Raw genomic sequence first — 17442 nt, 5'->3', positions numbered from 1 at the left:
CTTTTCTTTTCGAACAGTCCATCTGTACCTATATACTATATATGTACAAACAGCGTCCAAAGATAGTGGAGAATAACGGATTCGAACCGTTGACCCCCTGCGTGCAAGGCAGGTGCTCTAGCCAGCTGAGCTAATTCCCCGTGTGATGGTAGTCCCGAGCAGATTTGAACTGCTGACCCCTACATTATCAGTGTAGTGCTCTAACCAACTGAGCTACGGGACTAGCTATTACTTCTCATCTTTCTCTCGGTGACCGAAACCCCTTAGGGATGGGCACTTTCTTCTTAATGTGTTTCTTTCCTATGAATCATGTGTGGCGTAACGAGCATCATTCCGGATACTCTAGAAAGGAGGTATTCCAGCCGCACCTTCCGGTACGGCTACCTTGTTACGACTTAGCCCCAATTATCGGTTTTGCCCTAACACGCTCCTTGCGGTTACATGCTTTAGGCACCCCCAACTTTCATGGCTTGACGGGCGGTGTGTACAAGGCCCGGGAACGTATTCACCGCGTCATTGCTGATACGCGATTACTAGCGAATCCAACTTCACGGGGTCGAGTTGCAGACCCCGATCCGAACTGTGAATGGCTTTTAGAGATTAGCATCACATTGCTGTGTAGCTGCCCGCTGTACCATCCATTGTAGCACGTGTGTAGCCCCGGACGTAAGGGCCATGATGACTTGACGTCGTCCCCGCCTTCCTCACTGCTTGCGCAGGCAGTCTGTTTAGAGTCCCCACCATTACATGCTGGCAACTAAACATAGGGGTTGCGCTCGTTGCGGGACTTAACCCAACACCTCACGGCACGAGCTGACGACAGCCATGCAGCACCTAGTTTCGTGTCCCGAAGGAAGGATGCGTCTCTGCATCCGTCACTAACTTTCAAGCCCGGGTAAGGTTCCTCGCGTATCATCGAATTAAACCACATGCTCCTCCGCTTGTGCGGGCCCCCGTCAATTCCTTTGAGTTTCACCCTTGCGGGCGTACTCCCCAGGTGGATAACTTAACGCTTTCGCTGGGACGCTTACTGTATATCGCAAACATCGAGTTATCATCGTTTAGGGCGTGGACTACCAGGGTATCTAATCCTGTTTGATCCCCACGCTTTCGTGCATCAGCGTCAATTATCGTTTAGATAGCTGCCTTCGCAATCGGAGTTCTGAGACATATCTATGCATTTCACCGCTACTTGTCTCATTCCGCCATCTTCAGCGACATTCAAGCCCATCAGTATCAAGAGCACTGCGACAGTTGAGCTGCCGTCTTTCACTCCTGACTTAATGGGCCGCCTACGCACCCTTTAAACCCAATAAATCCGGATAACGCTCGGATCCTCCGTATTACCGCGGCTGCTGGCACGGAGTTAGCCGATCCTTATTCTTCGAGTACATTCAGCTACTTACACGTAAGTAGGTTTATTCCTCGACAAAAGCAGTTTACAACCCATAGGGCAGTCATCCTGCACGCGGCATGGCTGGTTCAGAGTTCCCTCCATTGACCAATATTCCTTACTGCTGCCTCCCGTAGGAGTCTGGTCCGTGTCTCAGTACCAGTGTGGGGGATTCTCCTCTCAGAGCCCCTAGACATCGTCGCCTTGGTAAGCCGTTACCTTACCAACTAGCTAATGTCACGCGAGCCCATCCATATCCTATAAATATTTAAATGTCCGACCATGCGATCAAACATTGTTATGCGGTGTTAATCCGACTTTCGCCGGGCTATCCCCCTGATATGGGTAGGTTGCTCACGCGTTACGCACCCGTGCGCCACTCTCACCAGAATGAAGCAAGCTTCACCCTGGATCCCGTTCGACTTGCATGTATTAGGCCTGCCGCTAGCGTTCATCCTGAGCCAGGATCAAACTCTCCATTGTAAAAATGAATTGTTCGACACCTAACTATTTATCAAAATAATTAGAATTGTCTTGTATTAATATCTAATCCGAATTGACTAAGGTTGATTTTGTTTTTTGTTAACTTTCGCTGAACAAAAATTCAACTACTCGTTACGCTACATGATATCATTTTCTTAAAGAACTGCTCTCGCCGCCGCGTCGCGCTTTGGCTTCTATATCTTGCCTTTTCAGGCTTGACCTATCTTGTTTGTGTTCCTTGTTTTCGGCTTACCGGAGTCGGTAAGTTTCGGTTGGGATACCCTTCCTATCGGTTGGGACTGCAAAGGTAGAAAAGCTTTTTGGATTACCAAAATAAAAATGATTTTTATTTTGACCTTCCCGCTTTCCAAAAATTCGGTAAAACCTCGCTCTATGTGCTCGGTAACCTCGTTTTTGACCTCTATTTCAATCGTTCCTCCCTTGCGGAGTGGTGCAAAGGTAGAAAACTTTACCTATTCCTTCCAAGACTTTGTTGGGTCTTTTTTTGAGATGCTGCATAACGCGCTGTAAGCGTGGTGGATATTTTTGTAGTTGGTGGTTCGTAGTAGGTAGTTTGTAGAAAGTAGTTCGTAGAGTATGGTTCGTAGATCGTAGTTTATGATTGTAGAAAGGGGCATGGGAATATAGGGGGACGTTCATGGATAATAGTTTTAAAGGAAGAGAGTATTTAGAAAAGAATAAGGACAAAAGGTTGGAGAAATATTAAAAGGATCCTAATAAGGGTTGTCGCGTTGTGCCTGCGCGCGAGGACAATCAGTTTTACCACACCATTACGAAGCTGTGGCAATCTTATCAGCAACTAGTCTAGTCTTTAGGTATGATTAATAGATCTACATCGTTCTTATTGATATAGTACTTAGATCCCTCCTAGCGTCGGGATGACGATCACTTGTTATGCGCGCGTTACAAACCTGCTTATCGCAGACTGCCTCATGGCAATGACACACCTCGCTCGTTCGAACCTGCCTACCGCAGGCGCTTGTAGCTCGGCCTTTTGATTGGGACACGAGCTAAAAGCTCGCGCCAGCGAATTGGCAATCTTATTCACAGCAAGTATAATCTTTATGTCTGATTAATAGATCTGGATCGTTCTTATTGATATAGTCCGTGGACCCCTCTTAGCGTCGGGATGACGACCACTTGTTATGCGCGCGTTACAAACCTGTCTATAGCAGATAGCCTCATGTCAATGACACACCTCGCTAGTTCGAACCTGCCTACCGCAGGCACTTGTAGCTCGGCTTTTTGATCTGGACACGAGCTAAAAGCTCGCGCCAGCGAATTGGCAATCTTATTAGCAACAAGTCTAGTCTTTATGTATAATTAATAGATCTACATCGTTCTTATTGATATAGTCCGTGGACCCTCCTAGTGTCGGGATGACAGGATAGCGATTGCCTTAGGTCCAAATGCCTTAATTTTAGATCAACCTAACCCTTACGATCAACGAACATCCCTGACGTTGCTAATTGATCGTCTGTAGTTGGGGGTAGTTCGTAGTTGATAGTTGTTGGATCATAGTCGGAGGTAGTTGTTAGATCGTAGTTTATGGTTGGTTCTTTACAGGCTATACTGCTATGAACTACGAACTACTTTCCATAAACCAAAGCCTAAGAACTACTATCTATGAACTACTTTCTACAATCTACGATCTACCCACTAGCAACCAAAAAAGCCCCTCCAGTTTCCTGAAGGGGCTTTCGTATAAAATTAGGCGCCGACCTACTCTCCCACCTGTTACGGCAATACCATCGGCTCTGGCGGGCTTGACTTCTCTGTTCGGAATGGGAAGAGGTAGACACCGCCGATATAGGCACCTGAATATCTTTATGTGCTTGCTATAAAATTTAAACAAACAACCAAATAACATATCAGGAAGAAAGAAGGGAAACAAGTAAGAAAACAACAGTGTTTCTATCGCTGTAGAAAGCTTCGGGCTATTAGTACTACTCGGCTTTGGTCTCTCAACCTTTACACCTATAGCCTATCAACGTTGTCATCTCCAACGACCCTATAAGGAAGTCTCATCTCGTGGCTAGTTTCGCACTTAGATGCTTTCAGCGCTTATCTATTCCAGACGTAGCTACCCTGCCGTACACCTGGCGGCATAACAGGTTCACCAGCGGTCTGTCCAACCCGGTCCTCTCGTACTAAGGTCAGATCCACTCAAACTTCCAACGCCCACAACAGATAGGGACCGAACTGTCTCGCGACGTTCTGAACCCAGCTCGCGTGCCACTTTAATGGGCGAACAGCCCAACCCTTGGGACCTTCTCCAGCCCCAGGATGTGACGAGCCGACATCGAGGTGCCAAACCTCCCCGTCGATATGAGCTCTTGGGGGAGATCAGCCTGTTATCCCCAGCGTACCTTTTATCCTTTGAGCGATGGCCCTTCCATACAGAACCACCGGATCACTATGTCCGTCTTTCGACCCTGGTCGACTTGTTGGTCTCACAGTCAAGCAAGCTTATGCCATTGCACTCCACGTACGGTTACCAAGCGTACTGAGCTTACCTTTGAAAGCCTCCGTTACCTTTTTGGAGGCGACCACCCCAGTCAAACTACCCACCAAACAATGTCCTCGATAAGATCGAGTTAGAAACCGAATACAGAAAGGGCGGTATTTCAAGGTTGATTCCACGACTCCTAGCGAAGCCGCTTCAACATCTCCCGCCTATCCTACACATCCTGTACCCAATTCCAATGTTAAGCTATAGTGAAGGTGCATGGGGTCTTTCCGTCCCGTTGCGGGTAACCGGCGTCTTCACCGATACCACAATTTCACCGAGCTCATGGCTGAGACAGCGCCCAGATCGTTACACCATTCGTGCAGGTCGGAACTTACCCGACAAGGAATTTCGCTACCTTAGGACCGTTATAGTTACGGCCGCCGTTTACTGGGGCTTCGATTCAATGCTTCTCTTGCGATGACATCCCCTCTTAACCTTCCAGCACCGGGCAGGTGTCAGGCCTTATACTTCATCTTTCGATTTCGCAAAGCCATATGTTTTTGCTAAACAGTCGCCTGGGCCTTTTCACTGCGGCTTCTCTATCTCTAGAGGAAGCGCCCCTTCTCCCGAAGTTACAGGGCCATTTTGCCGAGTTCCTTAGCCATGATTCACTCGAGCACCTTAGGATTCTCTCCTCGACTACCTGTGTCGGTTTACGGTACGGGTTTTTATAACCTGAAGCTTAGCGGGTTTTCTTGGAAGTCTGTTTACCTGCTCTATCAGCGCCACCGAAGCTTTGCTGTACTATTGGGTTTCAGCAGGGTCGGCGGATTTGCCTACCGTCCCTATACCTACGCCTTTCAACGAACTATTCCGTCAGTTCGCGGCAGTGTCACTACTCCGTCACCACATCGCAGTTATAAAAAGTACTGGAATATTAACCAGTTGTCCATCGGCTACCTCCTTTCGGATGCGCCTTAGGCCCCGACTAACCCTGATCCGATTAGCGTTGATCAGGAAACCTTAGTCTTTCGGTGGGCGGGTTTCTCACCCGCCTTATCGTTACTTATGCCTACATTTGCTTTTCTATGCTGTCCACAGCACATTACCATGCTGCTTCACCCACCATAGAATGCTCCCCTACCAGATGTAACCAATGTTACAAATCCATAGCTTCGGTAGTAATCTTGATGCCCGTTTATTATCCACGCCCGGCCGCTCGACTAGTGAGCTGTTACGCACTCTTTAAATGAATGGCTGCTTCCAAGCCAACATCCTAGCTGTCTGGGCAACCGGACCTCGTTAGTTCAACTTAGACTACATTTGGGGACCTTAGCTGATGGTCTGGGTTCTTTCCCTCTCGGCCTTGGACCTTAGCACCCAAAGCCTCACTGCAGATCATATCTAACAGCATTCGGAGTTCGTCTGGATTTGGTAGGATTTGACTCCCCCGCACCCAATCGGTAGCTCTACCTCTGCTAGACTTTATATCCACGCTGTTCCTAAAAACATTTCGGGGAGTACGAGCTATTTCCCAGTTTGATTGGCCTTTCACCCCTACCCTCAGGTCATCCGGAAACTTTTCAACGTTTATCGGTTCGGTCCTCCATTACATGTTACTGCAACTTCAACCTGCCCAAGGGTAGATCACAAGGTTTCGCGTCTACCTCTACTGACTATGCGCCCTATTCAGACTCGCTTTCGCTTCGGCTGCGTGGCTGAACCACTTAACCTTGCCAGTAAAGAGTAACTCGTAGGCTCATTATGCAAAAGGCACGCCGTCACTGGACCTGCCAGCTCCGACCGCTTGTAAGCACACGGTTTCAGGTTCTTTTCACTCCTCTGTTCGAGGTTCTTTTCACCTTTCCCTCACGGTACTGGTTCACTATCGGTCTCTCAGGAGTATTTAGCCTTACCAGATGGTGCTGGTGGATTCCCACAGGATTTCTCCGGTCCCGCGGTACTCAGGATACCACTATGCTGTCATTCTTTACCTGTACGGGGCTGTCACCCATATCGCGCAGTTTCCCACCTGCTTCCAGTTCATAGCGACAATACAATATCGTGGTCCTACAACCCCGGTATTGCCGTAACAATACCGGTTTGGGCTCTTTCCCGTTCGCTCGCCACTACTTGGGAAATCATTATTATTTTCTTCTCCTACGCTTACTTAGATGTTTCAGTTCGGCGCGTTCGCGTATTATACAACATACCTTCAGTATGTTAGGTTGCCCCATTCGGAAATCTTCGGATCAAATCGCATTTGCCAATCCCCGAAGCTTATCGCAGCTTATCACGTCCTTCATCGCCTCTGAGAGCCTAGGCATCCCCCGTGTGCCCTTATTTACTTTCTTCACCCATGCTCCTTTTGCTAAGCATGAGTTGCTTTTCGTGCCGCCCTAGCTAACCTCTACGATTAGTTAATAACGGACACTACTGTTGTTTTCTCTTGTGTCTTCTTTCTTCCAATATGTCAAAGAACTTTTCTTTTCGAACAGTCCATCTGTACCTATATACTATATATGTACAAACAGCGTCCAAAGATAGTGGAGAATAACGGATTCGAACCGTTGACCCCCTGCGTGCAAGGCAGGTGCTCTAGCCAGCTGAGCTAATTCCCCGTGTGATGGTAGTCCCGAGCAGATTTGAACTGCTGACCCCTACATTATCAGTGTAGTGCTCTAACCAACTGAGCTACGGGACTAGCTATTACTTCTCATCTTTCTCTCGGTGACCGAAACCCCTTAGGGATGGGCACTTTCTTCTTAATGTGTTTCTTTCCTATGAATCATGTGTGGCGTAACGAGCATCATTCCGGATACTCTAGAAAGGAGGTATTCCAGCCGCACCTTCCGGTACGGCTACCTTGTTACGACTTAGCCCCAATTATCGGTTTTGCCCTAACACGCTCCTTGCGGTTACATGCTTTAGGCACCCCCAACTTTCATGGCTTGACGGGCGGTGTGTACAAGGCCCGGGAACGTATTCACCGCGTCATTGCTGATACGCGATTACTAGCGAATCCAACTTCACGGGGTCGAGTTGCAGACCCCGATCCGAACTGTGAATGGCTTTTAGAGATTAGCATCACATTGCTGTGTAGCTGCCCGCTGTACCATCCATTGTAGCACGTGTGTAGCCCCGGACGTAAGGGCCATGATGACTTGACGTCGTCCCCGCCTTCCTCACTGCTTGCGCAGGCAGTCTGTTTAGAGTCCCCACCATTACATGCTGGCAACTAAACATAGGGGTTGCGCTCGTTGCGGGACTTAACCCAACACCTCACGGCACGAGCTGACGACAGCCATGCAGCACCTAGTTTCGTGTCCCGAAGGAAGGATGCGTCTCTGCATCCGTCACTAACTTTCAAGCCCGGGTAAGGTTCCTCGCGTATCATCGAATTAAACCACATGCTCCTCCGCTTGTGCGGGCCCCCGTCAATTCCTTTGAGTTTCACCCTTGCGGGCGTACTCCCCAGGTGGATAACTTAACGCTTTCGCTGGGACGCTTACTGTATATCGCAAACATCGAGTTATCATCGTTTAGGGCGTGGACTACCAGGGTATCTAATCCTGTTTGATCCCCACGCTTTCGTGCATCAGCGTCAATTATCGTTTAGATAGCTGCCTTCGCAATCGGAGTTCTGAGACATATCTATGCATTTCACCGCTACTTGTCTCATTCCGCCATCTTCAGCGACATTCAAGCCCATCAGTATCAAGAGCACTGCGACAGTTGAGCTGCCGTCTTTCACTCCTGACTTAATGGGCCGCCTACGCACCCTTTAAACCCAATAAATCCGGATAACGCTCGGATCCTCCGTATTACCGCGGCTGCTGGCACGGAGTTAGCCGATCCTTATTCTTCGAGTACATTCAGCTACTTACACGTAAGTAGGTTTATTCCTCGACAAAAGCAGTTTACAACCCATAGGGCAGTCATCCTGCACGCGGCATGGCTGGTTCAGAGTTCCCTCCATTGACCAATATTCCTTACTGCTGCCTCCCGTAGGAGTCTGGTCCGTGTCTCAGTACCAGTGTGGGGGATTCTCCTCTCAGAGCCCCTAGACATCGTCGCCTTGGTAAGCCGTTACCTTACCAACTAGCTAATGTCACGCGAGCCCATCCATATCCTATAAATATTTAAATGTCCGACCATGCGATCAAACATTGTTATGCGGTGTTAATCCGACTTTCGCCGGGCTATCCCCCTGATATGGGTAGGTTGCTCACGCGTTACGCACCCGTGCGCCACTCTCACCAGAATGAAGCAAGCTTCACCCTGGATCCCGTTCGACTTGCATGTATTAGGCCTGCCGCTAGCGTTCATCCTGAGCCAGGATCAAACTCTCCATTGTAAAAATGAATTGTTCGACACCTAACTATTTATCAAAATAATTAGAATTGTCTTGTATTAATATCTAATCCGAATTGACTAAGGTTGATTTTGTTTTTTGTTAACTTTCGCTGAACAAAAATTCAACTACTCGTTACGCTACATGATATCATTTTCTTAAAGAACTGCTCTCGCCGCCGCGTCGCGCTTTGGCTTCTATATCTTGCCTTTTCAGGCTTGACCTATCTTGTTTGTGTTCCTTGTTTTCGGCTTACCGGAGTCGGTAAGTTTCGGTTGGGATACCCTTCCTATCGGTTGGGACTGCAAAGGTAGAAAAGCTTTTTGGATTACCAAAATAAAAATGATTTTTATTTTGACCTTCCCGCTTTCCAAAAATTCGGTAAAACCTCGCTCTATGTGCTCGGTAACCTCGTTTTTGACCTCTATTTCAATCGTTCCTCCCTTGCGGAGTGGTGCAAAGGTAGAAAACTTTACCTATTCCTTCCAAGACTTTGTTGGGTCTTTTTTTGAGATGCTGCATAACGCGCTGTAAGCGTGGTGGATATTTTTGTAGTTGGTGGTTCGTAGTAGGTAGTTTGTAGAAAGTAGTTCGTAGAGTATGGTTCGTAGATCGTAGTTTATGATTGTAGAAAGGGGCATGGGAATATAGGGGGACGTTCATGGATAATAGTTTTAAAGGAAGAGAGTATTTAGAAAAGAATAAGGACAAAAGGTTGGAGAAATATTAAAAGGATCCTAATAAGGGTTGTCGCGTTGTGCCTGCGCGCGAGGACAATCAGTTTTACCACACCATTACGAAGCTGTGGCAATCTTATCAGCAACTAGTCTAGTCTTTAGGTATGATTAATAGATCTACATCGTTCTTATTGATATAGTACTTAGATCCCTCCTAGCGTCGGGATGACGATCACTTGTTATGCGCGCGTTACAAACCTGCTTATCGCAGACTGCCTCATGGCAATGACACACCTCGCTCGTTCGAACCTGCCTACCGCAGGCGCTTGTAGCTCGGCCTTTTGATTGGGACACGAGCTAAAAGCTCGCGCCAGCGAATTGGCAATCTTATTCACAGCAAGTATAATCTTTATGTCTGATTAATAGATCTGGATCGTTCTTATTGATATAGTCCGTGGACCCCTCTTAGCGTCGGGATGACGACCACTTGTTATGCGCGCGTTACAAACCTGTCTATAGCAGATAGCCTCATGGCAATGACACAGCTCGCTAGTTCGAACCTGCCTACCGCAGGCACTTGTAGCTCGGCTTTTTGATTTGGACACGAGCTAAAAGCTCGCGCCAGCGAATTGGCAATCTTATTCGTAGCAAGTCTAGTCTTTATGTATAATTAAATGCATCTGGATAGTTCTTAATGATATAGTCCGTGGATCCCTCCTAGCGTCGGGATGACGATCACTTGTTATGCGCGCGTTACAAACCTGCTTATCGCAGACTACCTCATGTCAATGACACACCTCGCTAGTTCGAACCTGCCTACCGCAGGCACTTATAGCTCGGCTTTTTGATTGGGACACGAGCTAAAAGCTCGCGCCAGCGGATTGTCAATCTTATTAGCAACAAGTCCACTCTCTATGTATGATTAAATGCATCTGAATAGGTTCTTTTTTGATATAGTCCGTGGATCCCTCCTAGCGTCGGGATGACGATCACTTGTTATGCGCGCGTTACAAACCTGCTTATCGCAGACTACCTCATGTCAATGACACACCTCGCTAGTTCGAACCTGCCTACCGCAGGCACTTATAGCTCGGCTTTTTGATTGGGACACGAGCTAAAAGCTCGCGCCAGCGGATTGTCAATCTTATTAGCAACAAGTCCACTCTCTATGTATGATTAAATGCATCTGAATAGGTTCTTTTTTGATATAGTACTTAGATCCCTCCTAGCGCCGGGATGACGACCACCAACTATAATCTACCCCCTACCAATCACAAATTAATCCCTATCAACTATAAACCATCAACAACATACTCTCCTCTCTATAAACTACCAATCACAAACTAATCCTTACCAACTACTATCTAAACGCATTCTATCAATGAACCATTCTCTACTCCTTTTTAGAATATCTAAGATGAAATAAAGAAAAAAAGTTAAAAAAATTTTGATATTACGAAAAGCTTCGTAGATTTGAATACGAAAACATTCGTAGATGAATATGAAACCAACAGATAGTGAAATGGAAATCCTACAGGTTCTTTGGAAAAAGGGGCACTGTAGTGTTAGAGAAGTATATGAGTGCCTGGATAGCAAAGCCGTTGGTTATACCACGATTTTAAAGCTTATGCAGATAATGCTAGACAAAAAAATGGTGGACCGGGATACTAGCGCCAAAACACATATATATAAAGCGCTTATAAACGAAGAACAAACGCAGCATAATTTTTTGGACAAAATGATCGACACCGTATATAATGGATCAACATCTAGATTAGTGATGCAAGCATTAGGAAATAATCGAACAAGCAAAGAGGAGCTAAATGCAATCAAACAGTATTTAGAGAACCTTGAAAATTCGTAAGCTATGGAACAGCTCTTAAACAATTTCACGACGGCCATCGGGTGGTCAATCTTACACTCGCTCTGGCAGGGGGCGGCACTTTATACGATCTTACGTATAACCTTCATGATGACCCCTAACCTATCCGCACGACACAAGTATAATGCTTCATTTCTTGGTCAGGTTATTCTTTTAGGGTTGTTCATAAGCACCTTTTTGTACTACATCAATATCCCGGCCTTATTCATGAAAAAGGAGGATTTAGAGACCTACATCGCTCTTGCTCCATACCTTACAGATAGCCAAAATGTCCGACACACTTTTGAGATCTTGTTTCCTTGGTTTACCTCTTTGTATATAATCGGACTGTTGATCCAGTTAGTTGTTTTTTCGAACGGCTATTCCAGGATGACCTATCTTCGTCGTAAAGGTTTATCGGACACGCCTATCGCTTGGACCATCGCCTTTGAAAAAATCAAAAGTTCGCTTTCTATCCAGAAAGATGTTGGTTTATTTCTCTCTACTAAAATATCTGTTCCACTCACGATCGGGCATTTTAAGCCTATTGTCCTTTTTCCTTTTGCGTTAGCAAATCAAATGGACCTACAACAAGTAGAAGCGATTTTATTACACGAACTGGCACATATTAAAAGAAATGACTACTTATACAACCTGGTAAATGTCGTTATCGAAACCCTTTTGTTTTTCAACCCCTTCGTATGGTTGTTAACGAAACATATACAAACAGAGCGTGAACATGCTTGTGATGATGTTGTTGTTACACACATCTCCTCTCCTATCACGTATGCGCAAGCACTTTTTTCGCTACAAACGTTAAAAGAACCAATTGCTGCCTCTTATGCTATGGCGGCAACGGGTAAACAGCAACAACATTTATTACACCGTATTAAACGCATTACAAAAATGGAAAAGAAATATACCAATATTAGACAACATCTCGTTGCTCTAGGACTCAGTACCTTAGCTTTCACAACAATCGCTTGGATTGCCCCGGAGAAAAATCCACATACGGATTTATTGAAAGAATGTTGCAATGATAGTACTACCGTAAAATCGAATGATACTATTCTGTCCGCAGATACCACGACAAATACAACTCGTACGGAGGTTTTCGTGCAAGACACAACTAAAGAAAAAATCATAAAAAACGACAGCCTTCATATTATCTCGCCCGAACTAGCGGAACGTCTAAATAAACTGACCGATAGCCAGGCACAGAAAATCGAAGCCTACTATAACTCACCCGAGTGGAAAGCAAAAATAACCAAGATAGAAGAAAAAGCACGTGACGCCGAGGCTCGGGGAAGAGAAATTGAAGCGTACTACAACTCTCCGGAATGGAAAGCGAAAATAGCTAAAATAGAAGAAAAAGCACGTGATGTCAAAGCTCGGGGAAAAGAAATTGAAGCATACTACAATTCTCCGGAATGGAAAGCGAAAATAGCCAAAATAGAAGAAAACGCAACGCGTCACGCTGAAGCGGCAGCTAAACACATTTCATTCTACTACAGCAGTCCGGAATGGAAAAGCAAAGTGACCAAGATAGAAGAAAATGCGGCGCGCCAAGCCGAAGCAGCCGCAAAAAAAATAGAAATTTACTATAATTCTCCGGAATGGGAGGCGAAAATAAATGACATTACTGCAAAGAGTATTACAATCACTACAGATGTGCTAGAATCTTTGGATCTTAAGAACTTTAACATCAATATGGACGGCCTTCCTGTTCCTCCAAAAAAGAAAGATCGCACCAGCGAAAAATAACATTAACTAAGATAAAAACAGCATTCAGTAATTCCATGCTATATGCCTGTTTAATTAGAGGGTATCAATACTGATACTCTCTTTTTTTTGTAATATTGTAATGTAGCAACTATACATATGGATATAATCTACTCGATCGACTTATTGGGAACTATGGTATTTGCCATATCTGGAGCAATGGCTGCCAACCGAAAGGGTATTGATGTATTTGGGGCAACTTTCACGGGCTTTGTCACGGCCATTGGGGGTGGTTCCCTACGCGATGTCTTTTTAAACCTACGGCCGATTTGGGTCGATGATGGAAATTATCTTATTGCTATTCTAATTGGTGTTTTTATATCTATTGTTGCGAACAAAAGACTCGATCGTTTAGCACGAACGCTCACATTCTTTGATGCCATCGGTATCGGCTTTTTTTGTATCGTGGGTGTTCAAAAATCCTTATTACACGACAGTTCGGTTCCTGCCGCAGTGATTTTGGGCATGTTCTCTTCTGTAATGGGCGGTGTAATTCGGGACACCTTAATGAATGAGACGCCGTTAATATTTCGTAAGGAAATTTATGCTACCGCCTGTCTCTCTGGCGCGATCTTATATGTAGCGTTAGGGTCACTAAATGTAGACCCTGGTGTAAACACATTCCTTTCCGCTTCTGTAATATTTATCATCCGTATACTCGCGGTAAAATATAAGTTTTCACTGCCGGTTGTTGGTGGTTAACAAAAAAGGGAAGTAATCTACTTACCTCCCTTTTTTCTGATTTGGAAACCTCATCTTATATCCCACCCGAACCATTCCTTTAGATATAGAGTCGAGCTTTCCCTTTAGCATAGCTTTCTTCAAAGGACCAAGTTTATCCGTAAACAACTTTCCATCAATATGATCGTATTCGTGTTGTACAATACGCGCGGCCAATCCTGACAAAGAGATTTCTTGTTCTTCAAAATTCTCATCCAGATAGTTGATTACGACATTCGATGGGCGCATCACTTCTTCTGAGATATCTGGTATACTCAAACACCCTTCACTGAATCCCCATTTCTCGCCACTTTCTTCTACGATGATCGGATTAATAAACACCTTCTTAAAATCCTTTAATGTAGCATCTCCTTCACCATCCTCATCATCCTCCGCAAAGGGAGAGCCATCGATAACAAACAAACGAATCGACAAACCAATCTGCGGTGCAGCTAAACCAACACCATGGGCGCCATACATCGTTTCAAACATATCATCAATCAATTGCTTTAAATTCGGATAATCCTCTTCTATCTCTTCTGCTTTCTTTCTTAAAACAGGATCTCCATACGCTACAATAGGTAACTTCATACGCTTACAATATTATTAAGTATTCTTTCATTTAGACTCTATTAAACAAGAAAAGTTAATCCTTTCTACGTCCTAAATGATGAATTTCCGTGCAAAGGTATTAATAAAAATTTATACCTATTTAGAATGTACTAACTTTGTGGTGGATGGATGAACAAAATCATAACACAGCATTTTCGCAACAACTCGCTCTGCTTCTCGATACGATATTCGTGACACATCAAACCCTGGCGTTTACCATTTTAACCTCAGAAGATTTAGATGTTAGTATCGTGATCTACAGTCCTGCTGCAAAAAATCGTTTAAAAACAGTAACGAGTGCTCGGGTTATCCACCTTGATGAGGAGTATTTAAGGAAAAACGAAGAAAAAGTCCTTCAGCGTATCGCCTCGCTGTACAGTAAGGGACAAACTATTTATGCCCGAGAAACTGTTATTGCCCGGGTGGATAAGCGCATAAGTATGCAATTTTTAGAAGAGCACCATCTTAACACTGCCTTTCCTGGAAAATATAGATACGGTCTTTTTTACCGCGGAGATCTCGTTTCCCTTGCTGTTTTTAGTGGTGGCCGTAAAATGAAGGATAAACCGACTAACTACCGTTCTTTTGAGCTTATCCGGTTTTGTCACAAATCGGGACTTCGTGTGGTTGGTGGGTTATCGCGATTAATTCGTGCCTTTGCAAAAGATTTTACGCCTGGAGATATTATGACCTATGTGGACAACGACTGGTCCCAAGACTCCAGTTTAAAGACCATCGGCTTTCTTCCTACAGGAACTCTTCCTCCACAGGCATTACACTTTCAGAATATATCCCAGCAAACCGCCACATCTACTTTGCCCATAAAAGGAGAATACAGTAAATACAATAGTGGTAGTACCAAGCTGGTATTAACATTATGAAAATCGGGAACGGTTCCGTATATTTAACCATCAAAAAAAAACCTTAAACTTAACAGATTAACATGAAGCGAAAATTAAGGATGGGCATGGTCGGTGGAGGCAAGGATGCCTTTATTGGTGCCGTACATCGTATTGCTGCCTTTATGGATGGCAAAATAGAATTAGTTTGTGGGGCTTTCAGTATCGATCCCCAAATATCAAAAGAATCGGGTGAAGAACTTTTTGTAGACCCAAGTCGTGTTTACGAATCGTATGGACAAATGATTGAAAAAGAGTCGCAACTTCCAGAAGGAGAGCGTATGGATTTTTTGACCATTGTAACACCTAATTTTTTACATTTTGCTCCTGCAAAAATGGCTTTAGAAAACGGCTTTGACGTTGTCATTGAAAAGCCGATGACGGTAAGCCTTGATGAAGCAAAGGAGCTAAAAGAAATCGTTGAGAAGACTGGTCGTACATTGTGCTTGACACACACTTACTCGGGCTATCCGATGATCAAGCAGGCGAAAGCTATGATTAAAGCCGGTCATTTCGGTAAAATCAGAAAAATTGTCGTCGAATATCCGCAAGGGTGGTTAAGTCGTTTATCAGAACGTGAAGGCAATGCTGGAGCAGCATGGCGTGCCGACCCGAAAAAATCAGGATTGTCGTTGGTTATGGGTGATATTGGTACACATGCGGCACACCTAGCAGAATATGTATCGGGACTACGAATTACGGAACTATGTGCTGACCTAACTACTTTTGTCGAGGGACGTCAACTAGATGACGACGGTTCTGTTTTACTTCGTTTTGAGCAAGGTGCTAAAGGGGTGTTAATGGCCTCACAGATTTCCGCCGGAGAGGAAAATGCAGTTCGCATCCGCATCTATGGTGAAGAGGGAGGATTGGAGTGGGCCAATGAAGATCCGAACAATTTGATCATCAAAATGCTCGACCAACCGCGCCAGATATACCGTACTGGAAATGCATATGCTGCACCATTTACATTAAGCTCATTTGCGACGCACAATACACGAGTTCCGGCAGGACATCCTGAAGGTTTACTTGAATCATTTGCCAATATCTATCGCAATTTCGCAGCAACGGTAAGCGCTAAAAAAGAAGGTCGTGTACCTACGCCAGAGCAACTAGACTTCCCTTCTGTCGATGATGGTGTCCGCGGTATGGCATTTGTTCAAAATGTAGTACAGAGTAATGAAAGCAATGAAAAATGGACTAAATTTGTGTTGTGATAACAACGTCAAATAACATATTACCAAATCGGGCGGAGGTTGATCTTCCGCCCGATTTGTTATTAACAATATTGGGGCCTACAGCATCCGGCAAAACAAAACTAGCCGTTGCCCTTGCCGAACATCTCGTGGGGGAGATCATCAGTGTAGACTCTAGGCAAGTGTATAAACAAATGGATATTGGTACGGGTAAGGATCTCCGGGAGTACGGATCCATTCCCTATCACCTTATCGATATCTTAAACCCTGGTGAAAAATACAATGTTTGGCAATTTACGACCGATTTTGAAAGGGCATACACCGACATCATCTCTCGAAAGAAGCAAGTGATTGCCTGTGGTGGCACCGGAATGTATTTTCAGGCTCTTTTTCAATCACAACCTTATATTGATGTTCCGATAGATCTTGTTTTACGTGAAACGCTACTAAAACAATCGAAAGAAGAGCTTATAGATTTGCTTCATAACTTTACTATTCCTTCTGATTATACAATTGACAAAAGCTCGCACAAAAGACTAATTCGTGCTATAGAAATTCTTTCCTGGTTGCATCAAAACCCGGAACCTCTGCAAAAGAGCACAACGCCTCCCTATCCATACCTCGTTTTTGGACTGAATCCAGCATTAGAAAAACGAAGAGAAAATATCTCGATTCGGCTTTCACAGCGCATAGAACAAGGCCTCCTTGATGAAATAGAATCGCTCCTTGAACAAGGCGTCACGCATACAGATCTACAATATTATGGATTAGAGTATAAATACGGTTCATTATTCCTTGCTGGTGAAATCGACGAGATTTATTTTAAAACGAAATTAGAAACAGAAATACATCGTTATGCTAAGAGGCAAATGACATTCTTCCGAAAGATGGAAAAAGATGGTGTCCATATCCATTGGCTGGACAGTATCGACACGAGTGATCAAGTCGCTGAAATTCTTCAACACATAAAATCAAAAAAGGGATAGCCGTCG

Annotated in this window: 7 protein-coding genes, 4 tRNA genes and 4 rRNA genes; 6 read left to right on the top strand and 9 right to left on the bottom strand. The window is 44.8% G+C overall.

Annotated features, from left to right (window positions below; genetic code table 11):
* Positions 1–66 precede the first annotated feature (66 nt).
* The 8 genes from E2P86_RS00160 to E2P86_RS00125 all read right to left on the bottom strand — a co-directional run bounded on the left by E2P86_RS00160 (position 67) and on the right by E2P86_RS00125 (position 8706).
* Positions 67–140, bottom strand: a tRNA-Ala gene (locus tag E2P86_RS00160).
* 6 nt (positions 141–146) lie between these two features.
* Positions 147–223 (bottom strand) — tRNA-Ile (locus tag E2P86_RS00155).
* A 123-nt stretch (positions 224–346) separates the two neighbouring features.
* A 16S ribosomal RNA gene (locus tag E2P86_RS00150) occupies positions 347–1876 on the bottom strand.
* Positions 1877–3606: 1730 nt separating this feature from the next.
* Positions 3607–3718: ribosomal RNA gene (gene rrf / locus E2P86_RS00145) — 5S ribosomal RNA — on the bottom strand.
* A 100-nt stretch (positions 3719–3818) separates the two neighbouring features.
* A 23S ribosomal RNA gene (locus E2P86_RS00140) occupies positions 3819–6703 on the bottom strand.
* Positions 6704–6896: 193 nt separating this feature from the next.
* Positions 6897–6970: transfer RNA gene (locus tag E2P86_RS00135), tRNA-Ala, on the bottom strand.
* 6 nt (positions 6971–6976) lie between these two features.
* Positions 6977–7053 (bottom strand) — tRNA-Ile (locus E2P86_RS00130).
* A 123-nt stretch (positions 7054–7176) separates the two neighbouring features.
* Positions 7177–8706: ribosomal RNA gene (locus tag E2P86_RS00125) — 16S ribosomal RNA — on the bottom strand.
* Together the 16S, 23S and 5S rRNA genes with 4 tRNA genes alongside form the textbook arrangement of a ribosomal RNA operon.
* Before the next feature lie 2175 nt (positions 8707–10881).
* Here E2P86_RS00125 and E2P86_RS00120 point away from each other — a divergent pair.
* The 3 genes from E2P86_RS00120 (at position 10882) to E2P86_RS00110 (ending at position 13725) form a co-directional block, all read left to right on the top strand.
* On the top strand, positions 10882–11244 hold the full coding sequence (locus E2P86_RS00120) for a BlaI/MecI/CopY family transcriptional regulator (protein ID WP_317128137.1): 363 nt from the start codon (positions 10882–10884) through the stop codon (positions 11242–11244).
* Positions 11245–11247: 3 nt separating this feature from the next.
* On the top strand, positions 11248–13005 hold the full coding sequence (locus E2P86_RS00115) for a M56 family metallopeptidase (protein ID WP_134429939.1): 1758 nt from the start codon (positions 11248–11250) through the stop codon (positions 13003–13005).
* Positions 13006–13122: 117 nt separating this feature from the next.
* Positions 13123–13725 (top strand): trimeric intracellular cation channel family protein, encoded by a 603-nt coding sequence (locus E2P86_RS00110; protein WP_085473399.1) that lies wholly within the window; start codon positions 13123–13125, stop codon positions 13723–13725.
* Positions 13726–13746: 21 nt separating this feature from the next.
* Here the strand turns inward: E2P86_RS00110 and def are convergent, their stop codons facing one another.
* The gene (gene def / locus E2P86_RS00105) at positions 13747–14334 is read right to left on the bottom strand and encodes a peptide deformylase (protein WP_085473400.1); all 588 of its coding nucleotides are present in this window, start codon (positions 14332–14334) and stop codon (positions 13747–13749) included.
* Positions 14335–14480: 146 nt separating this feature from the next.
* Between def and E2P86_RS00100 the strand changes: the two genes are divergently transcribed.
* From E2P86_RS00100 to miaA, 3 genes are all read left to right on the top strand, one after another.
* Positions 14481–15236, top strand: coding sequence for a hypothetical protein (locus E2P86_RS00100; RefSeq protein WP_134429936.1), 756 nt, complete (start codon positions 14481–14483; stop codon positions 15234–15236).
* Between the two features lie 62 nt (positions 15237–15298).
* Entirely contained in the window at positions 15299–16471 is a 1173-nt protein-coding gene (locus E2P86_RS00095; RefSeq protein ID WP_085473402.1) for a Gfo/Idh/MocA family protein, read from the top strand.
* On the top strand, positions 16468–17436 hold the full coding sequence (gene miaA, locus E2P86_RS00090; RefSeq protein ID WP_240775545.1) for a tRNA (adenosine(37)-N6)-dimethylallyltransferase MiaA: 969 nt from the start codon (positions 16468–16470) through the stop codon (positions 17434–17436). The genes E2P86_RS00095 and miaA overlap by 4 nt, the downstream gene beginning before the upstream one ends.
* Positions 17437–17442 lie beyond the last annotated feature (6 nt).

Source organism: Sphingobacterium psychroaquaticum, from assembly GCF_004421025.1.
GTDB lineage: Bacteria > Bacteroidota > Bacteroidia > Sphingobacteriales > Sphingobacteriaceae > Sphingobacterium > Sphingobacterium psychroaquaticum.
The sequence above is the reverse complement of the archived record's forward strand: the minus strand, read 5'-3'. Positions and strand labels throughout refer to the sequence as shown.

Bases quoted from the DNA above. Each gene is read 5' to 3' on its own strand.
- E2P86_RS00100 (WP_134429936.1), top strand. From the start codon at position 14,481: ATGGATGAACAAAATCATAACACAGCATTTTCGCAACAACTCGCTCTG.
- E2P86_RS00095 (WP_085473402.1), top strand. From the start codon at position 15,299: ATGAAGCGAAAATTAAGGATGGGCATGGTCGGTGGAGGCAAGGATGCC.
- def (WP_085473400.1), bottom strand. From the start codon at position 14,334: ATGAAGTTACCTATTGTAGCGTATGGAGATCCTGTTTTAAGAAAGAAA.
- E2P86_RS00115 (WP_134429939.1), top strand. From the start codon at position 11,248: ATGGAACAGCTCTTAAACAATTTCACGACGGCCATCGGGTGGTCAATC.
- E2P86_RS00120 (WP_317128137.1), top strand. From the start codon at position 10,882: ATGAAACCAACAGATAGTGAAATGGAAATCCTACAGGTTCTTTGGAAA.
- E2P86_RS00110 (WP_085473399.1), top strand. From the start codon at position 13,123: ATGGATATAATCTACTCGATCGACTTATTGGGAACTATGGTATTTGCC.